This is a genomic window from Leptospira abararensis, assembly GCF_016918735.1.
Taxonomy (GTDB): domain Bacteria; phylum Spirochaetota; class Leptospiria; order Leptospirales; family Leptospiraceae; genus Leptospira_A; species Leptospira_A abararensis.
The window spans coordinates 52,323-78,307 of the sequence record NZ_JAFFPR010000060.1 but is presented as its reverse complement, the minus strand read 5'-3'; the positions used below and the strand labels follow the sequence as shown (position 1 = coordinate 78,307).

Annotated in this window: 26 protein-coding genes; 12 read left to right on the top strand and 14 right to left on the bottom strand. The window is 39.1% G+C overall.

Translation table 11 applies throughout. The annotated features are described in order from the left end of the window. Genes JWG40_RS17640 through JWG40_RS17630 form a run of 3 tightly spaced genes read left to right on the top strand, consistent with a single transcriptional unit; the run spans window position 1 to window position 4,695 of the window. On the top strand, window positions 1-2,235 hold the full coding sequence (locus JWG40_RS17640) for a GAF domain-containing protein (RefSeq protein ID WP_205287085.1): 2,235 nt from the start codon (window positions 1-3) through the stop codon (window positions 2,233-2,235). A 10-nt stretch (window positions 2,236-2,245) separates the two neighbouring features. Then, window positions 2,246-3,643, top strand: a complete 1,398-nt coding sequence (locus JWG40_RS17635) for an MBOAT family O-acyltransferase (protein ID WP_205287084.1) — start codon at window positions 2,246-2,248, stop codon at window positions 3,641-3,643. A gap of 8 nt (window positions 3,644-3,651) precedes the next feature. Continuing rightward, on the top strand, window positions 3,652-4,695 hold the full coding sequence (locus tag JWG40_RS17630; RefSeq protein ID WP_205287083.1) for a hypothetical protein: 1,044 nt from the start codon (window positions 3,652-3,654) through the stop codon (window positions 4,693-4,695). Here the strand turns inward: JWG40_RS17630 and JWG40_RS17625 are convergent. The 3 genes from JWG40_RS17625 to JWG40_RS17615 are packed head-to-tail and all read right to left on the bottom strand — an operon-like array spanning window position 4,657 to window position 6,561. Continuing rightward, entirely contained in the window at window positions 4,657-4,842 is a 186-nt protein-coding gene (locus tag JWG40_RS17625) for a DUF5808 domain-containing protein (protein WP_205287082.1), read from the bottom strand. The two genes, JWG40_RS17630 and JWG40_RS17625, sit on opposite strands and share 39 nt — an antisense overlap. Window positions 4,843-4,868: 26 nt before the next feature. After that, window positions 4,869-5,954, bottom strand: coding sequence for a glutamine-hydrolyzing carbamoyl-phosphate synthase small subunit (gene carA / locus JWG40_RS17620; RefSeq protein ID WP_205287081.1), 1,086 nt, complete (start codon window positions 5,952-5,954; stop codon window positions 4,869-4,871). 46 nt (window positions 5,955-6,000) lie between these two features. Beyond that, on the bottom strand, window positions 6,001-6,561 hold the full coding sequence (locus tag JWG40_RS17615) for a hypothetical protein (protein ID WP_232369474.1): 561 nt from the start codon (window positions 6,559-6,561) through the stop codon (window positions 6,001-6,003). 185 nt (window positions 6,562-6,746) lie between these two features. Here JWG40_RS17615 and JWG40_RS17610 point away from each other — a divergent pair, with 185 nt between their 5' ends. Then, window positions 6,747-7,649 (top strand): porin OmpL1, encoded by a 903-nt coding sequence (locus tag JWG40_RS17610; RefSeq protein WP_205287080.1) that lies wholly within the window; start codon window positions 6,747-6,749, stop codon window positions 7,647-7,649. A 63-nt stretch (window positions 7,650-7,712) separates the two neighbouring features. Here the strand turns inward: JWG40_RS17610 and JWG40_RS17605 are convergent, their stop codons facing one another. From JWG40_RS17605 to JWG40_RS17590, 4 genes are read right to left on the bottom strand one after another with little or no spacing between them, the layout of a single operon-like run. Next, window positions 7,713-8,012: a 4a-hydroxytetrahydrobiopterin dehydratase gene (locus JWG40_RS17605; protein ID WP_205287079.1), complete on the bottom strand. Its 300-nt coding sequence runs from the start codon at window positions 8,010-8,012 to the stop codon at window positions 7,713-7,715. Then, window positions 8,009-8,896, bottom strand: a complete 888-nt coding sequence (locus JWG40_RS17600) for a DMT family transporter (RefSeq protein WP_205287078.1) — start codon at window positions 8,894-8,896, stop codon at window positions 8,009-8,011. The genes JWG40_RS17605 and JWG40_RS17600 overlap by 4 nt, the downstream gene beginning before the upstream one ends. Then, window positions 8,886-9,551 (bottom strand): uracil-DNA glycosylase, encoded by a 666-nt coding sequence (ung, locus tag JWG40_RS17595; protein ID WP_232369473.1) that lies wholly within the window; start codon window positions 9,549-9,551, stop codon window positions 8,886-8,888. The genes JWG40_RS17600 and ung overlap by 11 nt, the downstream gene beginning before the upstream one ends. Then, the gene (locus JWG40_RS17590) at window positions 9,532-10,743 is read right to left on the bottom strand and encodes a hypothetical protein (RefSeq protein WP_205287076.1); all 1,212 of its coding nucleotides are present in this window, start codon (window positions 10,741-10,743) and stop codon (window positions 9,532-9,534) included. Before JWG40_RS17590 ends, ung begins: the two co-directional genes overlap by 20 nt. 43 nt (window positions 10,744-10,786) lie before the next feature. Between JWG40_RS17590 and JWG40_RS17585 the strand changes: the two genes are divergently transcribed. Further along, the gene (locus JWG40_RS17585; protein ID WP_205287075.1) at window positions 10,787-11,701 is read left to right on the top strand and encodes a DMT family transporter; all 915 of its coding nucleotides are present in this window, start codon (window positions 10,787-10,789) and stop codon (window positions 11,699-11,701) included. 56 nt (window positions 11,702-11,757) lie between these two features. Here the strand turns inward: JWG40_RS17585 and JWG40_RS17580 are convergent, their stop codons facing one another. Further along, window positions 11,758-12,816: an AI-2E family transporter gene (locus JWG40_RS17580; protein ID WP_205287074.1), complete on the bottom strand. Its 1,059-nt coding sequence runs from the start codon at window positions 12,814-12,816 to the stop codon at window positions 11,758-11,760. Further along, a complete protein-coding gene (locus JWG40_RS17575) occupies window positions 12,813-13,334 on the bottom strand; it encodes a cyclic nucleotide-binding domain-containing protein (protein WP_002975024.1) in 522 nt (173 codons plus the stop codon). The genes JWG40_RS17580 and JWG40_RS17575 overlap by 4 nt, the downstream gene beginning before the upstream one ends. Window positions 13,335-13,393: 59 nt before the next feature. Between JWG40_RS17575 and bioD the strand changes: the two genes are divergently transcribed. The 7 genes from bioD (at window position 13,394) to serB (ending at window position 19,993) form a co-directional block, all read left to right on the top strand. Continuing rightward, complete coding sequence (gene bioD, locus JWG40_RS17570; protein ID WP_205287073.1) at window positions 13,394-14,086, top strand: dethiobiotin synthase; 693 nt, start codon at window positions 13,394-13,396, stop codon at window positions 14,084-14,086. After that, entirely contained in the window at window positions 14,076-15,398 is a 1,323-nt protein-coding gene (gene bioA / locus JWG40_RS17565) for an adenosylmethionine--8-amino-7-oxononanoate transaminase (RefSeq protein WP_205287072.1), read from the top strand. Before bioD ends, bioA begins: the two co-directional genes overlap by 11 nt. A gap of 63 nt (window positions 15,399-15,461) precedes the next feature. Next, complete coding sequence (bioB, locus tag JWG40_RS17560) at window positions 15,462-16,517, top strand: biotin synthase BioB (protein ID WP_205287071.1); 1,056 nt, start codon at window positions 15,462-15,464, stop codon at window positions 16,515-16,517. Between the two features lie 92 nt (window positions 16,518-16,609). Further along, entirely contained in the window at window positions 16,610-18,124 is a 1,515-nt protein-coding gene (locus JWG40_RS17555) for an MFS transporter (protein WP_205287429.1), read from the top strand. Window positions 18,125-18,148: 24 nt separating this feature from the next. Next, window positions 18,149-18,328, top strand: a complete 180-nt coding sequence (locus JWG40_RS17550) for a hypothetical protein (RefSeq protein ID WP_002984132.1) — start codon at window positions 18,149-18,151, stop codon at window positions 18,326-18,328. A gap of 19 nt (window positions 18,329-18,347) precedes the next feature. Next, window positions 18,348-19,073: an SGNH/GDSL hydrolase family protein gene (locus tag JWG40_RS17545; RefSeq protein ID WP_205287070.1), complete on the top strand. Its 726-nt coding sequence runs from the start codon at window positions 18,348-18,350 to the stop codon at window positions 19,071-19,073. Between the two features lie 2 nt (window positions 19,074-19,075). Beyond that, window positions 19,076-19,993, top strand: a complete 918-nt coding sequence (serB, locus tag JWG40_RS17540) for a phosphoserine phosphatase SerB (RefSeq protein WP_205287069.1) — start codon at window positions 19,076-19,078, stop codon at window positions 19,991-19,993. On the opposite strand, the gene mutS is transcribed toward serB, so the two are convergent. The 5 genes from mutS to JWG40_RS17515 all read right to left on the bottom strand — a co-directional run bounded on the left by mutS (window position 19,964) and on the right by JWG40_RS17515 (window position 25,938). Beyond that, entirely contained in the window at window positions 19,964-22,486 is a 2,523-nt protein-coding gene (mutS, locus tag JWG40_RS17535; RefSeq protein ID WP_205287068.1) for a DNA mismatch repair protein MutS, read from the bottom strand. The two genes, serB and mutS, sit on opposite strands and share 30 nt — an antisense overlap. Continuing rightward, window positions 22,470-23,102: a phosphoribosylanthranilate isomerase gene (locus JWG40_RS17530; RefSeq protein WP_205287067.1), complete on the bottom strand. Its 633-nt coding sequence runs from the start codon at window positions 23,100-23,102 to the stop codon at window positions 22,470-22,472. Before JWG40_RS17530 ends, mutS begins: the two co-directional genes overlap by 17 nt. A 16-nt stretch (window positions 23,103-23,118) precedes the next feature. Next, window positions 23,119-23,739: a TetR/AcrR family transcriptional regulator gene (locus tag JWG40_RS17525; RefSeq protein WP_205287066.1), complete on the bottom strand. Its 621-nt coding sequence runs from the start codon at window positions 23,737-23,739 to the stop codon at window positions 23,119-23,121. Window positions 23,740-23,801: 62 nt separating this feature from the next. Continuing rightward, on the bottom strand, window positions 23,802-25,001 hold the full coding sequence (locus JWG40_RS17520) for a Mur ligase family protein (RefSeq protein WP_205287065.1): 1,200 nt from the start codon (window positions 24,999-25,001) through the stop codon (window positions 23,802-23,804). A gap of 46 nt (window positions 25,002-25,047) precedes the next feature. Continuing rightward, on the bottom strand, window positions 25,048-25,938 hold the full coding sequence (locus JWG40_RS17515) for a shikimate dehydrogenase family protein (protein ID WP_205287064.1): 891 nt from the start codon (window positions 25,936-25,938) through the stop codon (window positions 25,048-25,050). Window positions 25,939-25,985 lie beyond the last annotated feature (47 nt).

Genomic DNA, 25,985 nt, shown 5'->3' with positions numbered 1-25,985 from the left:
GTGGGACTTCTCGATAGAGCCGAAGAAATTAAAAAAACTTCGGGTTCTCAGGCTCCAAAATCTCCAGTAAACTCGAAGGACAAACCGTCTTTATTGAAAAAAGCGGAACATTTTCGTGAAGAAACAGTTCCACAAAAAAAAGACTCGATACCTGTGGTAGATTCCGACTCGGATTGGTTAGACGATAGTTTCCCGGATACACTCGCTACAGAAATTGGAGATCTCCCAAGTCCTGATGGGGAAGAAGAATTTGATCTAAGCGATATACCTGAACTAACAGATGCCGACTTCGGTGGGTTAGCTGATGAAGCCTGGGACGAAAATCCGCTCCCACAATTAGAAAACGATTTAGATGATAGCCCAAGCGACTACCAACCGATTTCTGATGAAGATTCCGAACCGGAGACTTTAGCGGAACCTGATTTAGATTTTGATTTGCCTTCTTTTGATGAATCTTCTCCAGATTTAACTGCAGAAGATGCAATACTACCAGAAACTGATTCAGAACCACTAATAGAACCCGATCTCCCGAAATCCAGCGAACCAAAGTTTGATGATGATCTTATCGATCGGGATTATCATGATGATATTTCGGAACCAGAGGCCCCACTTCCAGAAGTCAATATATTTGATGAGTGGGAGAACGATGCAAAAAAAGAAGCAGCAAAACAGCCACTGAGACCCATAAAAGAAGATCCGGCTCCTATAGGAGAAGACGTACTCTTTGATGATGAATCTGATTTTGGTACTGCCCCCATGTCGTATCATCTCGCCTCCAAAAAAAGAATTGAGAACTACCAAGCCATCTTTGAGATCACAAAGGAAATTGCTTCTTCCAAAGAATTTTCTGATTATTTTGACAATCTAGTTTATAGTCTGATTGGACAAGTTGGCTGTAATTCGGTGGTGGTTCTTACCTCTACAAATCCCAAAAATCCTAAATGGGAAGCTGTTGCTGCGCAAGGGATCCAATCGAAAGATAGTTGGTATTTATCTCCTAATGATGAAATTTATTCTCGAATAGCCGATTCAGAAACTGTCATTTATGCCGGTGAATTTAAATCTTCTCGGTTGCCTAATCGAGAATTGAAATTATTAAATGAAATGGGTTCTGAAATCCTTGTTCCGATTCGGCATGGTCAAAAGTGTTTTGGAGTATTATCTCTTGGAAAACTAATCAATGGCGAGGAATACATTACCGATGACTTAGAATTTGCAAAAATTGTAGGCGATATTGCGGGTTCTGTATTTGAAAGGGTATCTGAATTTGAATTGATGAATGACAGTTTATTACAAGCAAAAGAAGTCATTGAAATCAATGAATCCGTTTTGCAATCAGCTCGCGATTTTGCGCGCGTTCGCAAAATGGATGAAGCTTATGATCTTTTGGTTGATAATATAAAAAATAAACTCGGTGTAAAACAATTCTCGTTCTTGGTTTTGGATTCTGAATCCAGATCCGACTATATTGTATTTGGTTCCAATTTTATTTTACCGGAACGGGCCAAAGATTTTAAACTCAGTAAAGATTCTGATATTGTTGGTATGGTTTCTAACGTTCCTGGGGTTTATAAATTAGAGAACTTCAGAGAAGATGCTGAATTAAAATCAATTTTTACAAATGATGAATTAGGTATCATGAGCGAATTTACAATTCTACCAATCATTAATTTGAATTGGCTTGTAGGGATGGTCATTGTGCATTCAACTGGCTCTGCTTGGACTGATACCACAAGAGATGTAGCCGTAACATTACTCGAAACTTCTGCTCCCGTTTTTGCAAACCTCCTTATTTTACAGGAAAAAGAAGCATTATTTAGAAATCCATTCAATCCATTAGAATCTCGAATTTTGAGCGAAATCGAAAAAGCCTCACAGATGAATTTGAATTTTACTGTTTCCTTATTTAAAATTCAAAATGTTTCCAGAATGGTCCATTTAGTAGGTGCGGGAACATTTGCTCGTTACGCGGATGCATTACGAAAAACTATGATGGATCATATCGGAGAATTGGATTTTTTCACAAGAGTAGGGCAAGGGAAGTTCGCTATGGTTCTTCATGGAAAAGACAAAGAAGAAACAGATGTTGTGATTAAAAAAATCAAATCATCTTTTGCGAAAAAAGAAGAAGCCATCATCGGATCTTTCCGTGCAACTTACCGAGTTTTGAATTTATCTTATCCAGATGACACCAAGGACAAAAACCAATTTTTGGAAATGGTTGAAGAAGCCTAAGTAACGACCTGTGTTATTTAACTCAATTTCCTTTCTTACGCATTTTGTATTCTTCTATATAATCTATTATTTTGTTTCTGACAGAATTCGGAAATACTTACTTCTATTGTTTGGAATTTATTTCTACTCGCAATGGAATTCCAATGCCACTATATTGCTGTTACTTTCTATTTTGTTTAACTATAGTTTGGCGAAGTATCTTTTGTCGACCTCAGGTCAGACACGTAAGTTTTTTTTTGTATTCGGTCTAACATCCAATTTACTATATTTGGGTGTTTTTAAATATTTTGTCTTTGTTTGGGAATTGTTTTCCGACTTAAAGATTGGCTTTGGTTTTTCCGGATTAGAATGGAAACCGGAAATTTTATTACCCATTGGGATTTCTTTTTACACTTTTCACAATATTAGTTATTTGATTGAGGTTTACGACAAACGCATTTTGCCATGTAAGAACTTTTTTACATTTGCCATTTATGATTTATTTTTTCCCTTATTGTTACTTGGTCCGATAGAAAGGCCAGGAAATCTTATCCCTCAAATCGAATCGAAACAAACAATCACGAGAGAAAATATTTGGAACGGTCTCTCTCTTTTTATTTGGGGTGTGTTCATTAAGTCTACGATTGCTGACCCTTTTTCTCGGTATGTGGAAATCCATGCCCAAAGTTTCGAATCTCTGGAGCCGGGAATTTTATGGATTGTTGCACCGGTGATTGCCTTCCAGGTTTATGCAGATTTTTTTGGTTATTCTCTTTGTGCGTTGGGTCTTGCTGAAATGATGGGGTTTCAATTGATGAATAATTTCAAAAGACCATTTTTTTCCTCGAATCCATCTGAGTTCTGGTCCAAATGGCATATCTCTCTTTCGACTTGGCTACGAGATTACGTCTACATCAGGTTAGGTGGGAATAGGCATGGTTTCTTTCGAGAAAATGCAAACTTGATGATTGTTTGGTTTTTGGCAGGAATTTGGCATGGTGCGGGATACGGTTTTATCATTTGGGGAGTGTATTTGGGGCTTTGTTTGGTTCTTTATCGGTGCCTAAAACAATATGGGTTTGTAAAAGAAAATAGCCGGTTTCAATCTATTTTAGGAATTTTCTTTACCTTTTATACTTTTTCTTTAGGACTCCTTTTGTTTCGTATCCATTCTCCCGCAGAGACAAAACTAATCATAAAAAATCTATCTTATTTGCCAGAAATATCTTCGATTCCACTGATGATCCTAATCACTGCATTCCCATTGTTAGCATTTGATTTTTGGCAAGAACGAAAGAAGACGGAACGTCCTAACTTTTTTATATCTACAAAACCATATTCATTTCTCCTTATGTTTTTCTTTTTGTTTGTTTGGTTTTCCCTATTCTCCCCTTTTGGAAAACAGGATTTTTTTTATTTTCAGTTTTAAACACGATCATGAAGTTACGTTATATTTTATTTACACTTCTTTTTCTCTCTTTCGTAATGCATTTAACAGAGGAATGGGTGGTTCAATTTTGTGAGACAACGTCTTCCTATTGGTTTTTTGCTAAACAACGTAAAATTCCCACTGATGCAAAAATATTAGTATTAGGTGATAGTCAAATTGTAAGTGGGATGTCTCCTGATACAATTGCAGAGATAGAAGGAATTTCAGTGGAAGAAGTTTTGTATCTTCCAAAACCAAGCCAACAACCTGAGGGAATCCTTTCCGACTCTTTGGATGTGGTATATAAACTCCCTAAACTAAAAAAAGTCTATGTAAATCTTTCTCCATTAAATACTAGTAAAAACTCTGTAACCGATGCCAGCAGGCAATTGTTTTATTCTTTTGGAAATTTATCTTCTTATACAATCACTCATCCTTTGTTGCGGAAGGCATATTTTTCTAACCTAACTGATTTTAGTTGGAAATTGGTAGTATTAGTATTTCCCTATTTTGGACTAAGCTCAAATCTAAATCGGTTGGTGTATGACCCGATTGCCCAAACAGACATTCCACGAAGGATAGAAGAATTTAAGTTTATCGAAGAAAGTATGAAAAGGGACCAAGGATCTTGGGTTTGGAAGTCCATCGGCGAAGATCCGACTTTAAAAGAATCAGAAGAATTCCCGAACTTAAACACTCAGGTTTTGGCTGGAAGAAGAGATCTTTCGATTCAATTATGGCTGGAATGTTTACGGTTGTGGGAAAAACGAAATTTAGAAGTGGTTTTCCTTCGCATCCCATTTTCTCCAAAAATGGAAAAGGATATAATTCAAACAAACGCTAACTATGTAGCAGATATGTTTTTTAAAACAATCACATCTGACCCTAATAAAAAGAAGGTAGTTGTTATTGATTTTAAGTCGGTTTTTTTAGAGGATTATTCGTATTTTGCGGATCTAACACATCTCAACCAAAAAGGAAGAGATGCGTTCTCAAAGATTTTGAAAAAGGTGTTATTTGATCACGCCCACTCTTCGACCCAGGGCATGTAGGTTGATTCCCCAACCAAGACCAAAAAATTGTTTTGGTGTTAGGATTTCTTCGGTGCTTGGATCCCAAATATCTTTTACAAATGCTTCTGCAGTGATTTCGGTTGCGTATGGGATTCCCCAAAAATTTTTATCTTCATTGTATGACATGAATTGCCTCACTTTTTTACCAAATCTTACGATTTAGAAGATTCTACCATAGTATAAAATTCTTGGAAATGGTAGGCTGAGTCATGGGGACCAGGGCATGCTTCCGGGTGGTATTGGACTGCCATCACTGGTTGGCCCGCAATTTTTAGACCAGCCACTGTATTGTCGAACAGGTTGATCCTTGTGATCGGCATCTCGCTTGTGGACTCACCTAAAACATGAAAACCATGATTTTGGGATGTGATTTCAATTTTGCCAGTTTCTTCGTTTCGAACGGGATGGTTCCCTCCACGGTGACCAAACTTAAGTTTGGCTGTCTTTTTCCCGAGCGCAAGCCCGATGATTTGGTGGCCTAAACAAATCCCAAAAAGCGGTTTTTTTGCATCCATAATGGCCTTTGCTGACGCAATCGCATAATCTAAGGGAGCTGGATCTCCTGGGCCATTGGAAAGAAAGTAAGCATCATATCCCTCTTTCAATAAATCTTCTGCCTTTGTTTTTGCTGGAAAAACATGGACATTGAAACCTGCTGCATCCAAAAGTTTGAGTATATTACGTTTGATTCCAAAATCGTAGACAGCTAGTTTGAATTTACTAGGAGAATGAGCTCCATAGACATATGGTTTTTCACAAGTGACTACTTGGGCTAGGTCTTGCCCTTCCATGGATGGTGCATTTTTGACCGCTTCTAGGAAGGAATCTTCATAAGTTTCACTGATAAAAATCCCACAGGACATGGCACCGGAATTTCGGATTAAGCGTGTTAGTTTGCGAGTGTCTATCCCTTCAATCGCGGGTACTCCGAAACGAATTAGAAACTCACTCAGAGTTTCCTTGGATTGAAAGTTGGATGGTCGTTTTACGTATTCTTTGACAATCAGTCCCGAGGCCTGGATCCGATCGGATTCCATATCATCTGGATTGATACCATAGTTCCCAATCATGGGATAAGTGAGGGTCACGAGTTGGCCTTTGTAAGAGGGGTCAGTGATGATTTCCTGATAACCCGCCATTGAGGTGTTAAAGACTACCTCACCAATCGAATTCTTATTTGCACCGAAGGATCGGCCCTTCATGACCGTTCCGTTTGCTAAAACCAAAAAAGCCTGCATCAAATCCATTCCAAAGAACCTGGCCCTAATGACGAACAAAAATTCATCAATCTTTTGTGTAATAGCGTTTTATCCTGTCATAGCGGTAGTCTCCGTTGATTTCTACCGTTTGCATTTTGGCGAGGGATTCTGCCATTGCCTTTGCCAGAGAGGGCTCAATGGTTAAATAAGAGCGTTTTCCCCGGACTAAATAAACAATTTGACCCGTTTCCCCATCTGCCTCAATGACCTGGCCTTGGATCCTTTTGGATTGAGAGGTGGGAGAACTTACCGAAACCTGAAATTTTTGGAAGACATGGGGACGACCGACACAAAGCCAAATATCGGACGTGGGGTTTAGTTGGGTGGCTTTTCCTTCGATATGGTGATTTTCAAAGGCCTGTTTTTTCAGGACCAACTGCATGGTCTCTTTGTCGCAATAGACGGTTTTTTCTCGGAGGCTCGTACTATCCAGATAACGAAACTGCGGTTCGGGTCCAAGTGTATCCCAATGCACCAATTCGCCTGAAAAACGAATGACCTTCCGATCCAGAGCAAAGCGGTCGCTCGAAAACAGAACAAATAGCAAAAACAATCTGCAAATAAGGAAAAGTTGTTTAGACGGCATTAGACTCATTGGAATTACCACATTTAACACAATTTTCGTTTAGATTTAACAATTTTATTTGACAAATCCTAGAAGAACGACTAGTTTCATTGCAATTGTCGGTATGAACGGCTGCTCACTTGCATTCGTTTGTCGGCAGGTACGAAAAAAATTCAGGAAACAACTCACTAAGGAGTAATCATCAAATGCTGAAATCTCTACGTTTTGGAATGCTGGGGTTCTTACTTTTGTGCTTAGCTGGTAGCTTAAGCGCACAATCTGGTCCTCGTTCTTATTTTATGGTCGGTCTTGGTATGCAATTCGACCTTGCTCAACTCGGCGGAACTATCACTAAAGATGGTCTAGATTCTGGAAGACCAAGACTCGATGGTGCAGGTCAACCTTATGGAACTCCTCAAAAAGCAATCTATGCAGAAAATACATTGATCAGCTTAAAGAGGACCACTGGTGGGGCTATTGGTGCAAAAACTAATGGAGCTATGGTTGGAGGAAACGTAAACGTAGGTTACGAAAAAGAAGGGGTTTTTGGAATCAATAGCCTTTTTTGGAGAATCAACGTAAACTACACTACTAAAATCTCTGGTGGTGATACATCTTCCACTGTAATGGGTTACAAATGGTTAGACCAAGAGTGGCATTACACTGCTTGGACTGTTCCTACTTACTTAGGTATTAAATTGTATAACGCTGCAAATGATACAGCGATTTACATCGGTGGTGGTGTGAACTACTTCCAAGGATGGTGGGGAGTTTCTGGAACTATCAACAACCCAGGACTTCAAACTTTTGCTCCAGGTCTTCTTGGATCAGGAGGATCACTACTTGGTGACGCTCCAAACCCAGGAGTCCACAAAGAAAACGTTCGTTTTGGTGCAAGCGGAATCGGCTTAAACTGGTTAGTTGGTGCTCAAACTAAAATCACTGACAAAGGTCACCTTTTCTTTGAACTTGAAACTATCCTTTCCGCAGGAATGGGAGTTGGTGGAGTTCAATCTATTGGTGGAGCTTCTGCTCTTGCCCCTTGGGTTGCATACCCAGTGGTTATCGGTGGACAAACTTACCGCGTAGGTTACAAAATCGAGATTTAATCAGTTCTTTACTGATAAGTCAAAAGCCGGTGTTGGATTCCAACCCCGGCTTTTTTTATGCCCTCACTCCTCCATTAATTGAGTGATCCAATCCTTGTCTCTTGTGGTGAGAGCGTTTGTTTCATGGGTGAAAAGTTTTAGTCGTACTTTGTTGTATTCATTCCAAATTTCTGCATGGTGGTCTAATTTTTCAGAAATAAATGCTAGTTTTGTGATGAATCCAAAAGCCTCTTTAAAGTTTTTAAATTCCTTCTGAAAGGCAAAAAAGGAAATAGTTTCCTTGGTGTCTAATTCCCAACCTTCATAGGTTTCCAGAATATTTTGAATTTCTGAATCAGTAAGGTTTTTTGGAAGTTCTCTCATGGTTTTAACCTTTGTTTATGAAATACAATCAGATAAAGTCCCGTAAGGATTAGCCCTGCACCTGCAAGTTTTTGGCTGTCGATGGGTTCTTTCATAAACAGAATCCCCACAAACATTAAAAAGATAGGTTCTACAAGTAAGGTTGCGTTGAGTTTGCTTATGGGTAAATAGTTGTGTGCTTCAAAGTAAAAGGCTCGTCCTAAAAAATAGCCGAGAAGAGAGAACAACCCAAGGGCTACAATGATAGAAAGGTCTGGAATTTGAAAGCTGCAAATCCACAAAGAGTAGAGAAAGAAAAATACACTCAAAAGGAAAAGTCGTAAATATGCATATTCAAGGCCTAAAATTTCAGGAACATATTTTTTAATCATATAACTTTGGATCGCAAAGAGAAAGGCACTGAGTAAAATACAAAAGGCAGATAGAATTTTGATTTGTCCTTCTAATGTAGAAATCATATAGATTCCAATAATCGCAAGGACGATTCCAAAAACTTCCATCATCTTTAGTTTTTCCCCGAGGAATAAAACTCCGAGCATTACATTATACAATACAGTTGTTTTGATAAGGATTGCGGCCGGACCCAAATCTGTTTGTTTGAGTGCATAGTAATATAAAACAATACCAATGGCATTGGAAATTGTTCCCAGGATAAGGATGATTCCATCTCGCCTAACGGTAATGATTACCTTCGCTCTTCGTTTTTTAGAGCTGAGAAAATAAGGTGTAACAAAAAAAAATGCAAAACCTACTCCAAAGAGTGCGGCAATTTCCGGTTCTGTATTGTACTTTCTGAAAATTTCTTTGAACCCAATGACTTCTAGAGCAAAAAATACCCCTGTCAAAAAAACAAAGAAATATCCTTTTCTTTCGTTACCAGTCAATGGGTTCTAATCCTTTTGAGAGTAAATATTCGTTAGTTTTAGAAAAATGTTTATTACCTAAAAATCCTCGATAAGCAGATAATGGTGATGGATGTGGTGACTTTAGGACCAAATGTTTGTTTGGTGGAATAAGTCCTTCTTTTTTTCCGGCAAAGGATCCCCATAATAAAAACACGATGTTTGATTTTTTCTCAGCCAAAATTCGGATGGTAGCGTCTGTAAACTCTTCCCAACCTTTGTTTTGATGAGATCCTGCCTTGTCTTTTTGGACAGTGAGGGTTGCATTGAGAAGTAGAACACCTTGGTTTGCTAAACGAGTTAAGTCCCCGGTTTTAGGGATAGGTTTTTGTAAGTCGTCTGCAATTTCTTTAAAGATATTTTGTAAGGAAGGGGGGAAAGGGACCCCCTCATTCACAGAAAAACAAAGGCCATGGGCTTGGCCTTGTCCATGGTAAGGGTCTTGACCAAGGATAACTACTTTTACTTTATCAAAAGGACAGGAGTCAAAAGCATTGAAGATTAATTTTGCCGGAGGGTAAACCGTCTTGGATTTGTATTCACTTCTGACCCATTCCCGTAAGTTAGAAAAGTAGGGTTTTCTAAACTCTGATTGTAGGACTTCTTTCCATCCGGGTTCAATTTGTACGTCTTTCAACTTTCCCCTCCGAATGAAAGTATAATACTCGCAAGTCGATTCCGCCATGCGTGACATGGATTGTTTTTTTAGAGAAGTTTCTTAGTTCTCGCATACAGTCGCTCCATTTTTCTTCAGTGGGGCAAAGTATAAATCCAATAAGTTTGGGACGATTTTTGGTGAGTCGCAACAGTTCTTCCAATCGTTTCCCGATTTTAGAATAGAGTTTTTCTTCCGATTCTGTCCTTTCATTTTTTCTAAGTCCGTAAGGTGGATTTAGCGGTAAAAAATAATGAGAGGTTTCTCCGTCAGTTTCTGGCAAAACAGGAAAAGTTCTAAAAAAGTCGGAAATACTATGATCCCAATTGTTGACTTGAATCAATTGTCTCCATCGTTTGAATTCCTCTAACCAATAACTTTCTAAAGCAGGATCAGTGTCTTGGATGACAATGGGTGTGGAATAAGAACTGGAAGCCAAACTTTCTTTCTGCTTTTTCCTATAATGATCCAATGATTTTTCTGGAAACAAAACCATTTGTTGGAAAAGAAACTTTCTTGGTAATGCTAAGAGCGGAATTTTTTCTGATTGTAATGCCCATTCGGTAGCAAATGTCAATGTGCCTGCAAATGGAATGTACAGCGCTGCTACATCTTGCTTAGGCACGAAAAAGATATCAAAACATTGTTGGATTAAAATTTGGCTCAAGTCTTCGGGTACAGGTGCACTTGTTGGGAAGGTGGCTTTGATTCCCCGTTTGTAACCTGGTTCTCCAAGTATCGAGAGAGAAACAGTGATTTCATCTTCAAAATAACTGATATGTAAGTTCTCTTTAATTTCGTAAAATTTTATATTAGGATCAGTAAATAAAGGTTTTGCGATTGTGACTGCCTCTGTTAGAATCCTGTCCCATTCTTCTTCCCGTGCGTCAGCAGAACTATCCCAATCCTTTGTTCTTGCTATGATAAGTCGTATATCGCGTAAAAAGAGACCATGAAACAAAAGATAGGTGATTTGATGAGAATTTGTGTTTTCTAATTTAATTTTTTCTGAAAATACCCGAACACTTGGTTCCGGTTGGTTTGGTAATGGCACGGAACTCAAAATTTCTTTGATTTTTTCGCCAACTTGTGTGGCAGTGCCTGGTGGAAAATAAATCTCCCAACTGAGAGTGGTTCCGGTTTGCGGTTTTCGGATTCTAAATTTCCAATTCATCTTTTCCTTGCTCTGGACCTTTCTTCCTTTGAGATTGGCTCATATGTCCAGGATCTTCACTCCGGAACTCTTTTTGGTGATTGCGGCCATTCTTTGGGGTGGAACCTTTGTGGTCATCAAACTTGCACTCGATTCGGTGCCCCCCTTCCTATTTTTAGCGGTTCGATTTTGGCTCGCCGGAATCATTACCTTACTCCTTTACCGTAAGACTTTGTTTTCAAAAGCAAACCGAAGGTGGGACTATATCCTGCCCGCATTCTTTGTAGCTTGTTCTGCTCTTTTGGGATATGCCTTTCAGACTATTGGTCTTGTTTATACCACTGCCACACAGTCAGGTTTTATGACCGGTGCTTATGTAGTGTTTGTGCCTTTGTTACAAATTTTGATCGAACGAAAGTTACCATCACTACGCACTTGGGTTGCTGTTCTCATTGTTGTAGTGGGTTTGTTTTTGATTTCACAAAATGGAAAGTCTTACGCAGAGATCACTGCTTCTCTAGGGTTTGGGTTTGGTGATGGACTCACTCTGATTGGGGCTTTTTTCTTTGCAATTTACATCATCCTTATCGATATTTTTAGTAAAAAAATACCCACGCAGATTCTTGTTTCCTTTGAGATCCTTCTCATTGCGATTGTTTCCACAACTTTATTCCCAGTAGAATCTTTCTTTTTAAACCAATCTATTTCCATTCAGTTTGATTTGAAATTTTGGATCGGGATTTTATATACCTCCGTTTTTGCTACCATCTTCACAACTCAGATTCAAGCCAGATACCAGAAAGCAGTTCCGCCGGCAAGAGCGGGATTACTCTATAGCTTGGAGCCAGTGTTTTCCTTCTTTCTCGCTTATTTGATATTAGGTGAAAGATTGGAAACTGTTGGAGCGATTGGCTCCGGCCTTACCCTTTTCGGAATTGTGTTTTCAGAAATGGGTAAGTGGAACAAAAGAGAAGAATGAAATTAGAAAAACATTTGTAATCTTTTTTAATCTATATATTTTTTCGCTGAGATAAATTAAATGATTTGGTGTTCTTTCAATGCATGGTAAAGAATTCCAATCGTTACTTTGAGGATAGATAATACGGGAATGGCGAGTAACATTCCGAAGATCCCAAAAAAGTTTCCTCCTACAGCAATCCCAATCATAATCGCCAGTGGATGGAGAGAAACCGCATTGGCAATGACAACAGGTTGGACTATGGCATTATCCACCAATTGAGCCACTACTACGACAGAGGCAATGGAACCAATGGAAGGCGACATTTCAGGGAAGATGATAGAAAATAAAATGGGAGGAATGGCGCCAATGAGTGGTCCAAGGTAAGGAATGGAATTGGCTACACCCAAAAATACTCCAAAGAGAATAAAAAATTTTACTCCTACAATATAAAAACCAACGGAAGCAACAATTGCCATAATCCCGCACTGGATCACCAAACTTTTTAAGTAACTAGTGATCTGTTGGTTCATTCGATAGAACACCATAAGAAACATTTCAAAAAATCGATTGGGGATAAAGCTAATCACGGTTTTATAAATTAAATTCGCATCCAATAATAAAAAGAAACTAATGATAGGAATGATAATCATCCAACTAATAAATGTTGGAATCATCACAACAAGCCCTCGTAAAAATTCTTCCAAATTGCTTGTTGCCATTTTTGCAACTTCTTCAGGATTAATGATTTTTTTCCACAGCTCTGGATTTTGGGAAACAACGGGAAGTTTATTAAAATCTAATAACTGAAAGTTGGGATCATCCATCTTGGTTGACCATTCAGATACAATAGGTTGCACCTTTTCAAAAAGATTTGGTAAGTAAAAAGCTAAAAACCAATAAGCTACGGCAATCAAAACGGAGAAGATGGCAATGGTTGTAATTGCCCGATGAATCCCTCTTGATTCAAAATAATCTACAATACCATGAAAGATATAAAAATGAATTCCTGAAATGAGTAGCGGGATCGCTAAAAATTTGACTCCCACAACTCCAATTAAAACGGTAAGTGCAATGAGACCAAAAAAAGCACTTCTTAAGATAAGCGATGATAGATTGAATTCTTTTAAATTCATTTGGTTTTATTTTTTTTGCTTTTGAAGTAAGCAGCTTCTAGTGTATCGTTTGTTTTGCGAAGTCTATCGGCAATGATGGATGCAAAACTTAACAGAAGATCGTTCCCGACTCTTGGTTTGGTTTCTAAAAGAGTTTTTAATTCTGGTTGGAAAAACCCTAGTAGAATGGAATCCACAAGTGCCACAGCAGTGGCTGACCTTGGAAAATCTTGAAAGAGGGCAAGTTCTCCAAAAAAAGCACCTTTCTCTAGTTCGGCGAGCTTTAAAGTAACACCTTCTCTCTCTGAGAAAATTTCCACCTTTCCTTGTAAGATTAGATAGACTCCAGTTCCGGCTTGGCCTTGGTAGAAAATGGTTTCTCCAGCGTAATACTTACGTTTGTGGATAAGCCTCGCGACCTCACGTAAAGTCCTGCGAGACATACCTTCGAAGATAGCAGTTTCGCGTAAAAAATGTGAAATCTCCGTAATCGGGTTTTCGTCACGTTTGAGAATGGATTTCCAAAGGGGAAGTTGCATAGAGCCTCTCCTATATAAATCGGATAGACGGGGCCAAGAATTGATAAAACTTGATCCGTATGGGCCAAGCTTTTTACGTTGCAGGAACCGGAACGGATATAGGGAAAACTTTTTTTTCGAGTCTTTTTATGGCCAAGTATGCAGAAAGTTATGGCTTTCGTTATTGGAAACCGATTCAAACGGGGCTTTCTGGACTGAGCGATACAGAATTAGTCCAAAAAACAGTGGATCTACCCGATTCGTTCTTTCTGAAACCTGTTTACGAATTTTCGACTCCCGCAAGTCCACATTATGCCTCCAGACAGGAAGGGAAAATTTTAGATCCCAAATCGCTGCTTAGTCTTGTTACCAAAGAAAGAAAAACTAATACACTGATCGAAGGTGCCGGTGGGGTTTTTGTTCCTTGGACAGGGGATTACCTTGCCATCAAGGGGATTCAAGAAAGTAACCTACCAGTGATTGTGATTGGATCTACTGAACTTGGAACCATCAATCATACACTTCTCACTTTAGATGTACTAACTGCACGGTTTGTTCCCGTACTCGGATTCTATTTGGTGGGACCCAAAAACTCATTACAAACTGATAATGCAGAAACCATTCAAAGGTTAGGTGGTGCACCTTGTTTGGGGGTAACTAACTTTCCAGAGCAAAAATTATCTCCAAGTGCATTTATTTCCTTTTCCAAGGAACATTTTGATGCAGATCGAAATGTCATCGATACTCTGCTCAATCCCGAAGATGAAACTTAATCCCATCCAAATACATACCTGGGTTCCTCTGACCATCCAAGAAGAGGGAGAAACTTTACTTAATATTATTAAAGCGGAAGCTGAGTTTGTTACAGACTCCGAAGGAAATACTTGGATTGATGCCATCGCTAGCTGGTGGACAATGATTTTTGGCCACCGTCATCCTAAGTTAGTATCTGCACTCAAAACACAAATCGAGGTGTTGGATCATATTATGCTTGCAGGTCATATCCATCCTCCAGCAGAATCTTTATCTACAGCTTTATTGGAACTAACAAACTTCGATTTTCATAAAGTTTTTTATTCGGATAACGGATCTAATGCGGTTGAAATTGCTTTAAAACTTGCGATCCAATACTACCAAAACCATCCAGACCTAAAGCCAAGATCTGAATTTCTTGTTTTTTCCAACTCCTATCATGGGGATAGCATTGGTGCTATGAATGTTTCTGGAAAAAATTACTTCAATCGAATCTTTTCCGATCTCAGATTTCCTACCAAAGAATTTACCGCTCCTAATTGTATGAACTGTCCCTGGGGAAAGTTAGCAAACAGTTGTTCTACGGAATGCTTAGATGATTTAGAATTGGAAATCAAACAAAAAGATTATGTGGGAATCGTGATTGAACCATTGGTATTTGGTGCCAATGGAATGTTGTTTTATGATAAAAAGGTTCTCGTTAAACTAAGAGAGTTGGCCACAAAAACCCATACCCTTCTTATTTTCGATGAAGTCTTTACAGGAATGGGAAGGCTTGGAGAGGGGTTTGCTTACCAAAAGGCGGAAATAAAACCAGATCTTCTTGTGATGGCTAAAGGCCTTACAGGGGGAATGATGCCACTTGGTGCCACACTTGTCTCGGAATTCATTTATAAACAATTTTTATCCAAAGATCCGTATCGTGCTTTTTTTCATGCACATACTATGACGGGAAATCCACTTGCATGTAGCGTCGGTTATGCGTCTGTAAAACTTTTACAAGAGATAGGACTTGGCCAAGTCAAAAAACTGGAAGAAACATTACAAAAGCGAGTAGAACCATTCCAAAAATCCTTGGGAAAACGAATTCAAAATCTGCGAGTCATGGGAGGAATCTTTGCCTTCGAATATAAGGAAACCATCGCTGAAGATGAATATTTGAACCCGATCGGAAAACAAATTCGTGAAAAAATGAAAGAATTTCGTGTCCTATTGAGACCCCTTGGTCGCACCATCTATATCACTCCTCCCTATACAATTTCAGACCAGTCGCTCGACCAAATTTTTTTAGCTTTGGAGCAAACTCTCCTTAGTTTTCCCGAATCAGATTGAGACTAAATATACGAAGAGATTTTCTTCGTTTACACAGGTTCCCACAGCCCGAAACCTGTTCTCATGATTGCAGAAGTCCAAGAAAAAACATTATCTTCAGCTCCGTCCTTAATTACGGAAGCGGAAGCCCTGGAAATCCTAGAAGGAAAAACTCACTTGCTGTCGGTTGTCGCTCGGGCAGCGGAAGAACGAAATCGTTATTATACCAATCGTGTTCGCATTCATATATTAGATAATATCAAAAATGGTTACTGCCCTGAAGATTGTGGCTACTGTGCCCAAAGAAAGGGAGGAGATTCAGGAATCCAAGAGTATTCTTTGAAGTCACCCGAAGAGATTTGGGAAGATGCGAAACGTGCGAAAGACAACGGTGCCTACCGATTTTGTATGGTCACCTCGGGTCGAGGTCCCACTGACAAAGCTGTGGATAAACTGGCAGAGACCATCTCCAAAATCAATGGAGAGTTGGGGATGAAGGTTTGTTTGTCTGCAGGAATTTTGGACGCAAAAAAAGCAAGAGTTTTGAAAGATGCAGGTCTTGATAGGTACAACCATAACCTCAACACATCGGAATCCAAATACAATGAAATTTGTTCTACACATACTTTTAAAGATCGGCTAACAACATTAGAGGCGGCAAAAGAAGCTGATATTGGACTTTGTTCTGGAATCATTGTTGGAATGGGCGAAGAACTGAAAGATCTCGTGCAAGTCGCATTTGAACTCAAACGACTTGGTGTGATTTCGATTCCTGTTAACTTTTTTATTCCTATCAAAGGCCATGCCATCCAGAAGTCGTCACTCACTCCTGAATTTTGTATTCGTGTTTTGTCGGTATTTCGTTTGGTCAATCCAGATTCAGAAATTCGGATTGGAGCAGGAAGAGAAGGCCACTTGGGTTCATTACAATCCATGGCACTTTTTGTAGCCAATTCATTGTTTGCTGAAGGATACTTAAACGTAAAAGGAAGCGAAATGGTTCAAACAATGAACTTGATTCGGGATTGTTCTATGGTACCAGAATTTACAGAAGGTGTTCCAGAAGGATGGGATGAGTACGAATCACAATTCCTTTACGACGAGAAAAATTTTCCCGAACTCTACAAACATAAAAAGTAGTTTGCCTTTTTTACTTTTGGCGGTATCATGCTCCTACTTTACCGCCTCTAGTGAGAAACATGCGAAAACCGCCTTTACCATTTCGAAAGCAGATGAGTTATGCGATCGGCCAATTAGGTTGGTCCACTCTCATCAATATCATCGGTCTCCATCAAGTTTATTTTTATCTTCCTCCTGCGCCAAAACCGGGTCAGGATTGTTTTCCTGATCTAATTGAAAAAATGGCCTTTTGGGGTCTTTCTACGATAGGAGTCGTGGCTGCCGTAGGCCGATTGTGGGATGCTTTTACGGATCCAATCATTGCTAATTCTTCGGACAGGTTTTCTTCTCGATTTGGTCGTCGTATTCCCTTCCTTTTTTTTGGTGGTGTGCCCGCAGCCGTCTTTTGTTGGCTAATTTTTGTTCCTCCTCACAACTTTATCTCTTCAACAAACCTTGTTTGGATGACGGGGTGTATGTTACTTTTCTATTTATTTTTAACAGTGTATGTCACTCCCTTCTTTGCTCTCATCCCAGAACTTGGACATACTCCCGAAGAACGTTTGAATCTTTCTACTTATATCTCTGTTACCTATGCTTTGGGGATCATTGTGGCATCTACAGAACCTATGATTGCCAATGTATTGAAATCTAACTTTGTTTTTGATACAGACATTTCCGTTCAGACTTTAGTTTCTCGCCAATATGCTTTAGGAATTCTCTGTGTGTTTGCGGCTATTTGTATGTATTTCCCTGTTTTTTCGATTCATGAAAAAACCTATTGTGAAGCGGAAGCATCCAGTGTTCCCTTCAGGGAGGCTATCTTGCTTACATTCAAAAATAAGAATTTCCTATACTTTGCTTTATCTGATCTTTGTTATTTTCTTGCCCTCACCATTCTCACAACAGGGATCTCTTACTATGTGACTGTTCTTTTGGAATTGGAACGGGAATTTGTAACACAACTGCTTACAGTAATGTTACTTCTTTCTTTTGCCTTTTATCCAGTGGTGAATTGGATCGCAAGGAAGATAGGTAAGAAAAAAACAGTTTTATTTGCATTCTATGTCTTTCTCGCCTTGTTTCTTTCTATCTATTTTATTGGAAAAGATGAATTACCATTGCCACCGTATATCCAAGGTTATTTGATCGTTGCCGTGGCAGCCATTCCGATTGCCATTCTTGGTATTTTGCCAAACGCTATCTTGGCGGATATCGCTGAACTTGATTCATTAAAAACAGGTTCTAAAAGGGAAGGATTGTTTTATGCCGGTAGAACTTTTATGCAAAAGTTGGGGCAAACACTGGCAGTTCTTGTCTTTAGCACAGTAATTCTTTTGGGGCTTGATCGTGAAACAAAGAAAAACGTTTCGCCCTCCGTAACAGGAATCCTTGCTCCTTCTGTGACTGAACCTAAATCTAATTCTGAAAAAAATCTAAAGGGAGAGACAAAAATAAGTATGGAATCTACTATTTGTAAAGTCGAAGAAGTAGAAGCAGGCGGGGAACTAGGTGTCCGCTTGACTGGTCCTCTGGCTTCTGCATTCTGTCTACTTGCCATCTTTCTCTTTGGAAAATACAAGGAAGATGAAACTTTAGAAGAGATTGCAAAGATACGTGGAAATTAAATCCTGGTTTTTGGAGCTATTCAGATGAGATATCGCATTGAGACAACCAAGTTAAAGAACGGGTATATCGAAGCCAAACTCATCGAGACAACCACAAATAACCCGATCGAGTTTCGGATTTGTGACACGGAAGAATATGCGCAGGCCCAAATCAAAGATTGGCAAAAGCGCTTCCGAATGAATGAACCGCAAGAACAGGAATAAATTCTTCCTCCGATGGGGCATGGTTTTTGCCCTGTTTTTGAGTGTAATCGATTGTAGATTTTCCTCAAAACGTGACTATTTCGATACCAGTTTCCAATGTTTTGCAGAGCCGGGATGGCGAGATGACTCTAACTTTAAAAAGTATATAGAGAAAGCTTGGCTCCCCACACGGCTGTTATACGCACAAGATAATTTAAAAATCAAAAAATCGAATATTGTTTTTGCAGGTGATAGTTTGGTACATTTGTTTTTACCAGACCTTATGGCCAAAGAATTTCCAGGTCAATCGGTCACCAATCGTGGGATTGGTGGAGATATGACAGAAACTCTCCTTTCTCGAATCGAAGAGGATGTCCTTGTGTTACATCCAGAAAAGATCGTGATCGAAATTGGCGGAAATGATTTTATCCAAGGTAAGTGTTTGAGTTTGGTTCAAAATAACCTACTTTCCATCATTCAAAAAATCCATTCCAAAAATAGAAATACAAAGATCTTTCTCATTGCGGTTCCTCCAACAAGAGTGAAAGAACTGAATCAAATTGTTCCTGTGTTCAATTTGTTTTTGAACCAAGTAGCAAGGACTACAAATCATGTGGAATACATCGAAGTTTGGGATAGTATGAGAAAAATTGATTCTCCCACTCTACGCGAAGAATTCATTCGCCCCAATGGGGACAGTCTCCATTTTAATGAAAAAGGATATGAACTTTGGGGTAAAAAACTAAGACCCTATCTGCAAAAGTAAAAATGAATTCACTGCTTTTAATTTCTCGTTCTCCTATTTCCCACTCTATTCTTTCCGAAACCTTTCCTAATCCAAAGTCAGATATTACAAATTCATCGACCGAGAAAACTTTTGAACTCAAAGATTCCCATTTCCAAATCATTCGTGCAGACAGATTTGGGTTACACTGTGTTCGGATCGTTCAAGAGGAATCGTTAACGAGAGACCAAGTGCTTACAATCCGAAATCACTTGGCAGAATACCAAATCGACTTTTTATCCTTAGGTTCTTTGTTACCTAAAAAGAAAGAGTCTCTTTTTGTATTTGATATGGATTCCACTGTTATCAAAGAAGAGGTCATTGATGAGTTGGCCAGAAAACATGGGGTTTATGAGGCAGTAGCCACTGTGACCAAACAAGCGATGGAAGGCGGGATGGGGTTTGATGAAGCCCTTCGTTTGCGAGTGAAACACTTGAGCGGTCTTTCTAAAGAGAGTTTCAAAGAAGTGTATGATCTATTAACGCTGAACGAGGGAATGGAAAAGGTATTTCAGTTTGTTCCGGCAAATGGATGTAAGTTGGGAATCCTCAGTGGTGGGTTTACTCCTGTATTACAATTATTTTCAGAGAAGTATCCCGTGAATTTTTATAGAGCCAATGGATTGGAAGAAGTGAGTGGATTCTTCACTGGTTCTATTCTGGGTGAGATCATCAACAGAGAAAAAAAAGAATTTTATTTGAAACAATATGCAAAGGATTTTTCAATTCCCCTTGAACAAGTGGTGGCGGTGGGGGACGGGGCCAATGATGCTTTGATGCTTTCTGCTGCAGGAATCGGAATTGGAATTCACGCGAAACAAGGGTTAAAAGATCAGATTACGAATTGGATCGATTATACCGATCTATCGGCCCTAGTCTTTCTCTTTGAGGATACGTTTTAATTCATCTAAAATAGATAATGCCTCGAGCGGTGGGATCTGGTTAGGATCGATTTGTTTGAGCCTTTTTAAAACCTTTTCTTCGTTTGGTGATAGGTTGGGTGCATTATTATCCATAAGACTTGCAAATAAACTTGGTTCTTCATTTTTGATTTTAATTTCTCTTTTTTTGGATTCAAGTCCTGTAAGAATTTCTTTGGCTCGATCGGAAACGGATTCCGGAATCCCCGCTAGTTTGGCTACATAGATTCCAAAAGATTGTTTGGATTTCCCTCGTTTGACTTTTTTAAGGAATAGGATTTCTCCTTCCTTCTCAAAAGTATCTAAATACAAATTAAAGATTCCATTTCCTTTTTCTAGTTCCGTGAGCTCATGGTAGTGAGTGGCAAATATGGTTTTGGGTTTCGGAAATTTGACTGTTAAAAATTCTAAAATGGCCCAAGCAATGGATAACCCATCATAGGTGGATGTTCCTCTACCTACTTCATCAAAGAGAATGAGACTGTTTTCTGAAAATTGATTGAGGATGGTTGCTGTCTCTTTCATCTCTACAAAAAAAGTAGATTCTCCTTTTGTGAGATTATCTCCGGAACCAATCCGAGTAAAAATTCGATCCACAACCGAAAGAGATGCTTTTTTTGCAGGAACATAAGAACCCATTTGGAATAGAATTTGGTTGATCGCAATTTGGCGCATAAAGGTAGATTTACCGGCCATGTTAGGACCAGTTAACACCGCTATGGCGTTGTCTTTGGGATTGAGTTCCAAACTATTGGGTACAAAACGTTCGCCAATGGGTAAAAAAGTTTCTACAACAGGATGGCGAGATTCAGAATAGTTTAGAATCCCATCACTACGAATTTCTGGTCTTGTCCATTGGTATTCTTCTTTGATTTCCGTAAGAGAAAGATGGTAATCTAGAGAGGCCACTTCATTGGAAAGAGTTAGAAATTCTTCATAAAGTGAAATGCAGTGGGCCACGAGTTCATCAAATTTTTCTTTTTCAATTCTTTCTATAATTTCGTCAGCTTGTAGGATGGCCCTTTCTAACTCTTCTAACTGAAGGGATGTAAATCTTTCTCCTGTCACTAAAGTTTGTTTTTTTAGAAAATGTGCAGGCACTTCTTTGGCTTGGGCTTTGGAGATTTCAATAAAGTATCCAAGGATTTTGTTGTAACGAATTTTGAGCGAAGATAAACCTGACCCTTTTTTTTCCTTCTCTTCCAAATCTAAAATCCAATCCTTTCCCTTTTCGCGAGCAAGGATGGCATCATCGTATTCTTTATTGAATCCCGCCTTTAGGAAGGGAGAATTTCCAAGAAAAACAGGAAGTTCTCCTTCATAGAGAGTATCAAAAAATAATTGGGAAAGCTTACTTAGTTCCTTGGGTAGTTTTGAAAAGTCATAACCAATCCCATCTAAAATAGTTTTGGTATTGGCTGTGGATTCTAAACTTTTATCGATCCCACGAAAGTCTCTGGGTAGGGCTTTTCCCACGCGAAACCGAGTGAGGACTCGTTCCAAATCGATGAGGTCACCTAATAGTTCTTTGATTTGGAATCTTTCTTTTTTATTTGCTGATAGGATTTCAATTTTATCCCAGTGGGCTTTGATTTTATTTTCATCGCGAGTCGGGAAAAGAATCCTTTGTTTTAAATACCGTTTGCCTGTGGCCGTGATGCACCGGTTGAGAACTCCAAAGAGAGTGTGGTTTTTATCATTTGGATTTTCCACAAGTTCCAAGTGAGAAACTGTTTGTTCATCCAATACTAAATATTCACTTTCATCAATTCGTCTGGGAGATTGAAACACAAAGTTTTGTTTGCGGTAGTTGTATTGGAGGTAGGCATCTAGTACATGAACCACTGTGTCAATTCCTGCACCCCTCTTTTTAGGTAGATAGTCAGGCGGAATTTTTGATAAAATGATTTTTGATTCTTTGGCTATAGGGGGAATTTCATCGGTAAAAATGATTTCTTTTGGTGAAAATCGTTTAATGGTATCGTTGATGCGTTCTGTTTCGTTTTCGGAAAAAAAGAAATATAGAAGTTCTGAAGTAGAAACATCAGCAAACGCTAGATATACGGAAGTTTTTTCTTTATAATACAAAGATAAATAATTGTTTTGGTATCCGCCGAGTAAATTGTCTTCAACCACTGTGCCTGGAGTGATGATTCGCACCACTTCCCTTGACATGATTTTCGCTTTCGGATCGTCGGGTTTTGTTTGTTCACAGACCACAACTTTTTTGCCTGCTGCAATTAACCGCGAGATATAACTTTCAGTGGCATGGTAAGGAATTCCTGCCATAGGAATTTGGTTTTGGCGTTTGGTAAGAGTGATGTCTAAAATCTGTGCGGCAATTTTTGCATCCTCTAAAAACATTTCGTAAAAGTCTCCCATACGAAAAAAAACAATTCCATCAGGGTGCTGTTCTTTTACTTCCATATACTGCCGCATCACGGGAGTATTTAATGCTTCATAATGTTCGGACATTTTGTACCAGTGTTTTTATCTTATTTGGATCTTTTTTCCCATTGGTTTCCACTCCACTTGCCACATCGATTCCATAGGGATGAACTGTTTCTAAAGCAGTTTTTACATTTTCAGGAGTGATTCCGCCAGCGAGTAAAAAAGGTCGCTTTACGGATGTTACATATTCCCATGGAAAACTATATCCAGACCCACCACCCAAATCTTTATGATAACTATCTAAAATCACTAAATCTGATTTTGGTTCTAAGTCCTCGTCCGAAGTTACCTTTTCTTGGATTCGAATGGCAGGAAGGAGTGATTTTTTTTCTGTCAGGTTGTCCCATAGTTCTTTTGTGAGAAATTTGTCGCCACGAATCAGTTGCACCAGGTCTGGTTGAAAATCGGTATTTAAGTTTTGGATTTCGGAAATAGAATTTTCAAAGAATAAAAATACAAGTTTTGGAAATCCGGGTCTCTTCCTTAATTGAAGTAAGGATTCAGCGGTTTCTTGCGTGATACCGCGTGGGGAACGGGGAGAGAAGTTGAGACCTACAAAATCGACCTGGAGGTCTACACAGAGTTCTAGAGTAGCCAGGTCTTTGATTCCGCAGATTTTAATTTTGTATCCGGTTCCCATCGAGAACCAGATTGATTCAACTCAGATCAGAGGCAATCGATCCTTTGTATCCGAAGTGTAAAAATTTAAGGAAACTATCCTGGTATACCAACATATCTTGTTTGGAGATTCCTTGCCTTACCATCTGAACGAAGATGTTGAGAAAGAAAGAAAGGATGTTTCGCACTACAAATTCGCTGACTTCTCCTCTGTAGGAAGGGTTTTTTTCTTTGAAGTTGCTGTACTGGTCGAAGTTGATTTTGGTAAGTCGAGTGAGAACTGTATCAGGGAATTCTTCTAGATGAGATCCTTGTGACTTCGTAAGCAAAAGGATAAAGTCATCTCGATTTGAATCTACATAGTCTAGAGCAATGTTAAATCGTTCCTGCCATGCCTCATAACTGTCGTTAAATCTTTTTTCAAAATAATCGGGATGTGAAACGTAAGCAAAGGCTTTCTCCATTCCAGAAAGAACGGGTTGTAGGATTTCTGTGAGTAGGTGTTCTTTGTTTTCAAAGTAATTGTAGATATTACTCGTGGATACCTTTGCTTTTTTAGCAATGGTCCGCATACTAGCCTTCTCAAAACCGAGTTGAATGAATTCTTCTCGAGCCGCTTGTAAGATTTCTTTTCGTGTATGTTCTTTGGGAGTTTGCATGGTCCTGAACGATGTTTCCTAAAAGAACAATGTCGTTCAGGATTCATTTGTAAAGTCCAATTTTACATGTTTGTTGTATTTTGTATTAATTTTGCCACAATTCCATAGAGGCGAAAACTTCCTAACACCAATATCGGAAATCTGCCTTGGAATATGGGCACGAGTTCTTCTTCGTTTTGCACTCTTTGGGTGATGGGTCTTAAAGGCTCGGGAAGCTCCGGAAAGACTCCAAATCCCGGTCCTTCCCAAAGATAGAGGGATGAGAGGGGGAGGGCCAACAGTTCCTTTAGAATCCCTTCCCTGTCTTTATCGGGGAGACTCCCCAAAACCAGAGAAAAGGAGGAATGGGACCTTCCGAACTCGGTGGTTGTGGTGGCGATCGCTTCTGGATTGTGCGCAGGATCAAAGACAATTTCAGGAGAGGATTTTAGGACTTCCATCCTTCCGCGTGGCCGTTCGGTGGTTTCCCACAAAATGGATTGGATCTCGTCTATCTTTTCAGGAAGAACCTCTGTGAGTGCTTCCTTTGCAAAAAGAAAGTTAGTTTCTAAATAGCTTGGTTTTGGTTCTAGAGGGAGGATATGAACATGGGTTTGATTTTTCGGAAAATTTTGGAGGACGGCCCGTAGCGAGGAGTCCTCCGGATCCATTGCCACAAGTTTTCGGCAAACATTCGTTAGAATTCCGAGTTTTTCTTTGCAAATTTTTTCTTTCGTATCTCCCAGGATTTCCGAATGGTCTATCCCTATTTTTGTTATCATAACATAATCGGCTTGTACAAGTTTTGTGGCATCGAGTCTTCCCCCAAGTCCTGCTTCCCAGATTTCAAATTCTGTCTTTTGGGAAGAAAAGAAAAGATACGAAAAAATGGTTAGGAATTCAAAATAGGAGAGCTTGGAAAATCGGTGGAGATCGGGAAGGATGGTTTTTCTAAAGAAATCTTCCACTTCCTCTTCTTTGGGAAGATGTACTTTGCCTTTTTCAAAAACTTGGAACCGTTCCAAGGGAGTGAGGAGGTGCGGGGAAGTATAAAGTCCTGTTTTGTATCCTAACTTCGAAAGCAGAGAGGCTAAGTAATGTGAGGTGGAGCCTTTCGCATTGGTTCCTACAACACTAATTCGAATGGGTTTCTGGACCTTGTGTTTGGAGATTACATATTGGAAAAGTTCAGATAACCCATCTAAGGTATATTCTTTGAAGACATTGAAGTTTCTTGTTTTTTCAATATTTTGTAGGCTATATAAAAAATCTAAAAACTGCATTGTTTTCTTTATTGGATCAAACGATTTTAATTTATACTTATAAAACTTAAGATCTACTCTTTAGTTGTTTTAAAAGTAAGGATTCTACTTTATCTATCCATTTGGCTTTTACTTTCGAATTCGTAAATAGCTCAAATTGTCGGATGCCTTGGTAGAGTAACATATGATATCCTGGAATGATTTCTGCTTTTTTTTTCTTTGCCTGTTTTACTAAATCAGTTTCCAGAGGATTATAAACAATATCGAATAACGTGTGTTTTTTGGTGAAAAATTTTGAATCGAGTAAGGATTCTCCGCCGTATCCCTTCATACCTACGGGGGTTGTGTGGATGATTAAATCATACTGGTCTTTTTCTTTTTGGCATTCTTCTTTTGAAGTGAGGGAAAGCCATTCAGGATTTCCGAGAGATGTTTGGATTTCCTTCGACGTGGTTGTATTTCTTGCGAGAAGTTTGATTTTTCTTTGGATCTTTTTGTCACGAGCGTTATTTTTAAGGCTCTCCGCTATGGCAAAAACAATCCCTTTGGCACTCCCACCACTCCCGAGGATTAAAATTTCTTTTTCGATATTTGGATCTAAAAGTTTTGGATTCGATTTGGTGATGGATAGGATAGCACCCGTGCCATCTGTGTTTACCGCTTGGATTCCGTCTCGGAGGAGTAAGGTGTTGGAGGCTCCCATGGTTTTGGAGGTGGTACAAACATCGTTTGTTTGCCCATAGGCCCATTCTTTATACGGAATGGTAACAGATACACCCTTCACACCTAAATCAATCAATGGCCGAAGTCCGATCTCTTTCCATCTCTCGTTTTCAAATACTAGATACACTCCATCATATCCAGAGAGTTGGAATAATGTATTATGAATCCAAGGGGACAGGGTATGGCCTAAGGGATATCCCAAGATTCCAAATATTTCGGTATGTTTTGAATACAAGGAAAACCTCTTTTTTTATCTTATGGACTAAACAATGGCTTACCGAA

Bases quoted from the DNA above. Each gene is read 5' to 3' on its own strand.
- JWG40_RS17630 (WP_205287083.1), top strand. From the start codon at position 3,652: ATGAAGTTACGTTATATTTTATTTACACTTCTTTTTCTCTCTTTCGTA.
- JWG40_RS17625 (WP_205287082.1), bottom strand. From the start codon at position 4,842: ATGTCATACAATGAAGATAAAAATTTTTGGGGAATCCCATACGCAACC.
- carA (WP_205287081.1), bottom strand. From the start codon at position 5,954: ATGCAGGCTTTTTTGGTTTTAGCAAACGGAACGGTCATGAAGGGCCGA.
- JWG40_RS17615 (WP_232369474.1), bottom strand. From the start codon at position 6,561: ATGCCGTCTAAACAACTTTTCCTTATTTGCAGATTGTTTTTGCTATTT.
- JWG40_RS17610 (WP_205287080.1), top strand. From the start codon at position 6,747: ATGCTGAAATCTCTACGTTTTGGAATGCTGGGGTTCTTACTTTTGTGC.
- JWG40_RS17605 (WP_205287079.1), bottom strand. From the start codon at position 8,012: ATGAGAGAACTTCCAAAAAACCTTACTGATTCAGAAATTCAAAATATT.
- JWG40_RS17590 (WP_205287076.1), bottom strand. From the start codon at position 10,743: ATGAATTGGAAATTTAGAATCCGAAAACCGCAAACCGGAACCACTCTC.
- JWG40_RS17585 (WP_205287075.1), top strand. From the start codon at position 10,787: ATGTCCAGGATCTTCACTCCGGAACTCTTTTTGGTGATTGCGGCCATT.
- JWG40_RS17580 (WP_205287074.1), bottom strand. From the start codon at position 12,816: ATGAATTTAAAAGAATTCAATCTATCATCGCTTATCTTAAGAAGTGCT.
- JWG40_RS17575 (WP_002975024.1), bottom strand. From the start codon at position 13,334: ATGCAACTTCCCCTTTGGAAATCCATTCTCAAACGTGACGAAAACCCG.
- bioD (WP_205287073.1), top strand. From the start codon at position 13,394: ATGGGCCAAGCTTTTTACGTTGCAGGAACCGGAACGGATATAGGGAAA.
- bioA (WP_205287072.1), top strand. From the start codon at position 14,076: ATGAAACTTAATCCCATCCAAATACATACCTGGGTTCCTCTGACCATC.
- bioB (WP_205287071.1), top strand. From the start codon at position 15,462: ATGATTGCAGAAGTCCAAGAAAAAACATTATCTTCAGCTCCGTCCTTA.
- JWG40_RS17555 (WP_205287429.1), top strand. From the start codon at position 16,610: ATGAGTTATGCGATCGGCCAATTAGGTTGGTCCACTCTCATCAATATC.
- JWG40_RS17550 (WP_002984132.1), top strand. From the start codon at position 18,149: ATGAGATATCGCATTGAGACAACCAAGTTAAAGAACGGGTATATCGAA.
- JWG40_RS17545 (WP_205287070.1), top strand. From the start codon at position 18,348: ATGGTTTTTGCCCTGTTTTTGAGTGTAATCGATTGTAGATTTTCCTCA.
- serB (WP_205287069.1), top strand. From the start codon at position 19,076: ATGAATTCACTGCTTTTAATTTCTCGTTCTCCTATTTCCCACTCTATT.
- mutS (WP_205287068.1), bottom strand. From the start codon at position 22,486: ATGTCCGAACATTATGAAGCATTAAATACTCCCGTGATGCGGCAGTAT.
- JWG40_RS17530 (WP_205287067.1), bottom strand. From the start codon at position 23,102: ATGGGAACCGGATACAAAATTAAAATCTGCGGAATCAAAGACCTGGCT.
- JWG40_RS17525 (WP_205287066.1), bottom strand. From the start codon at position 23,739: ATGCAAACTCCCAAAGAACATACACGAAAAGAAATCTTACAAGCGGCT.
- JWG40_RS17520 (WP_205287065.1), bottom strand. From the start codon at position 25,001: ATGCAGTTTTTAGATTTTTTATATAGCCTACAAAATATTGAAAAAACA.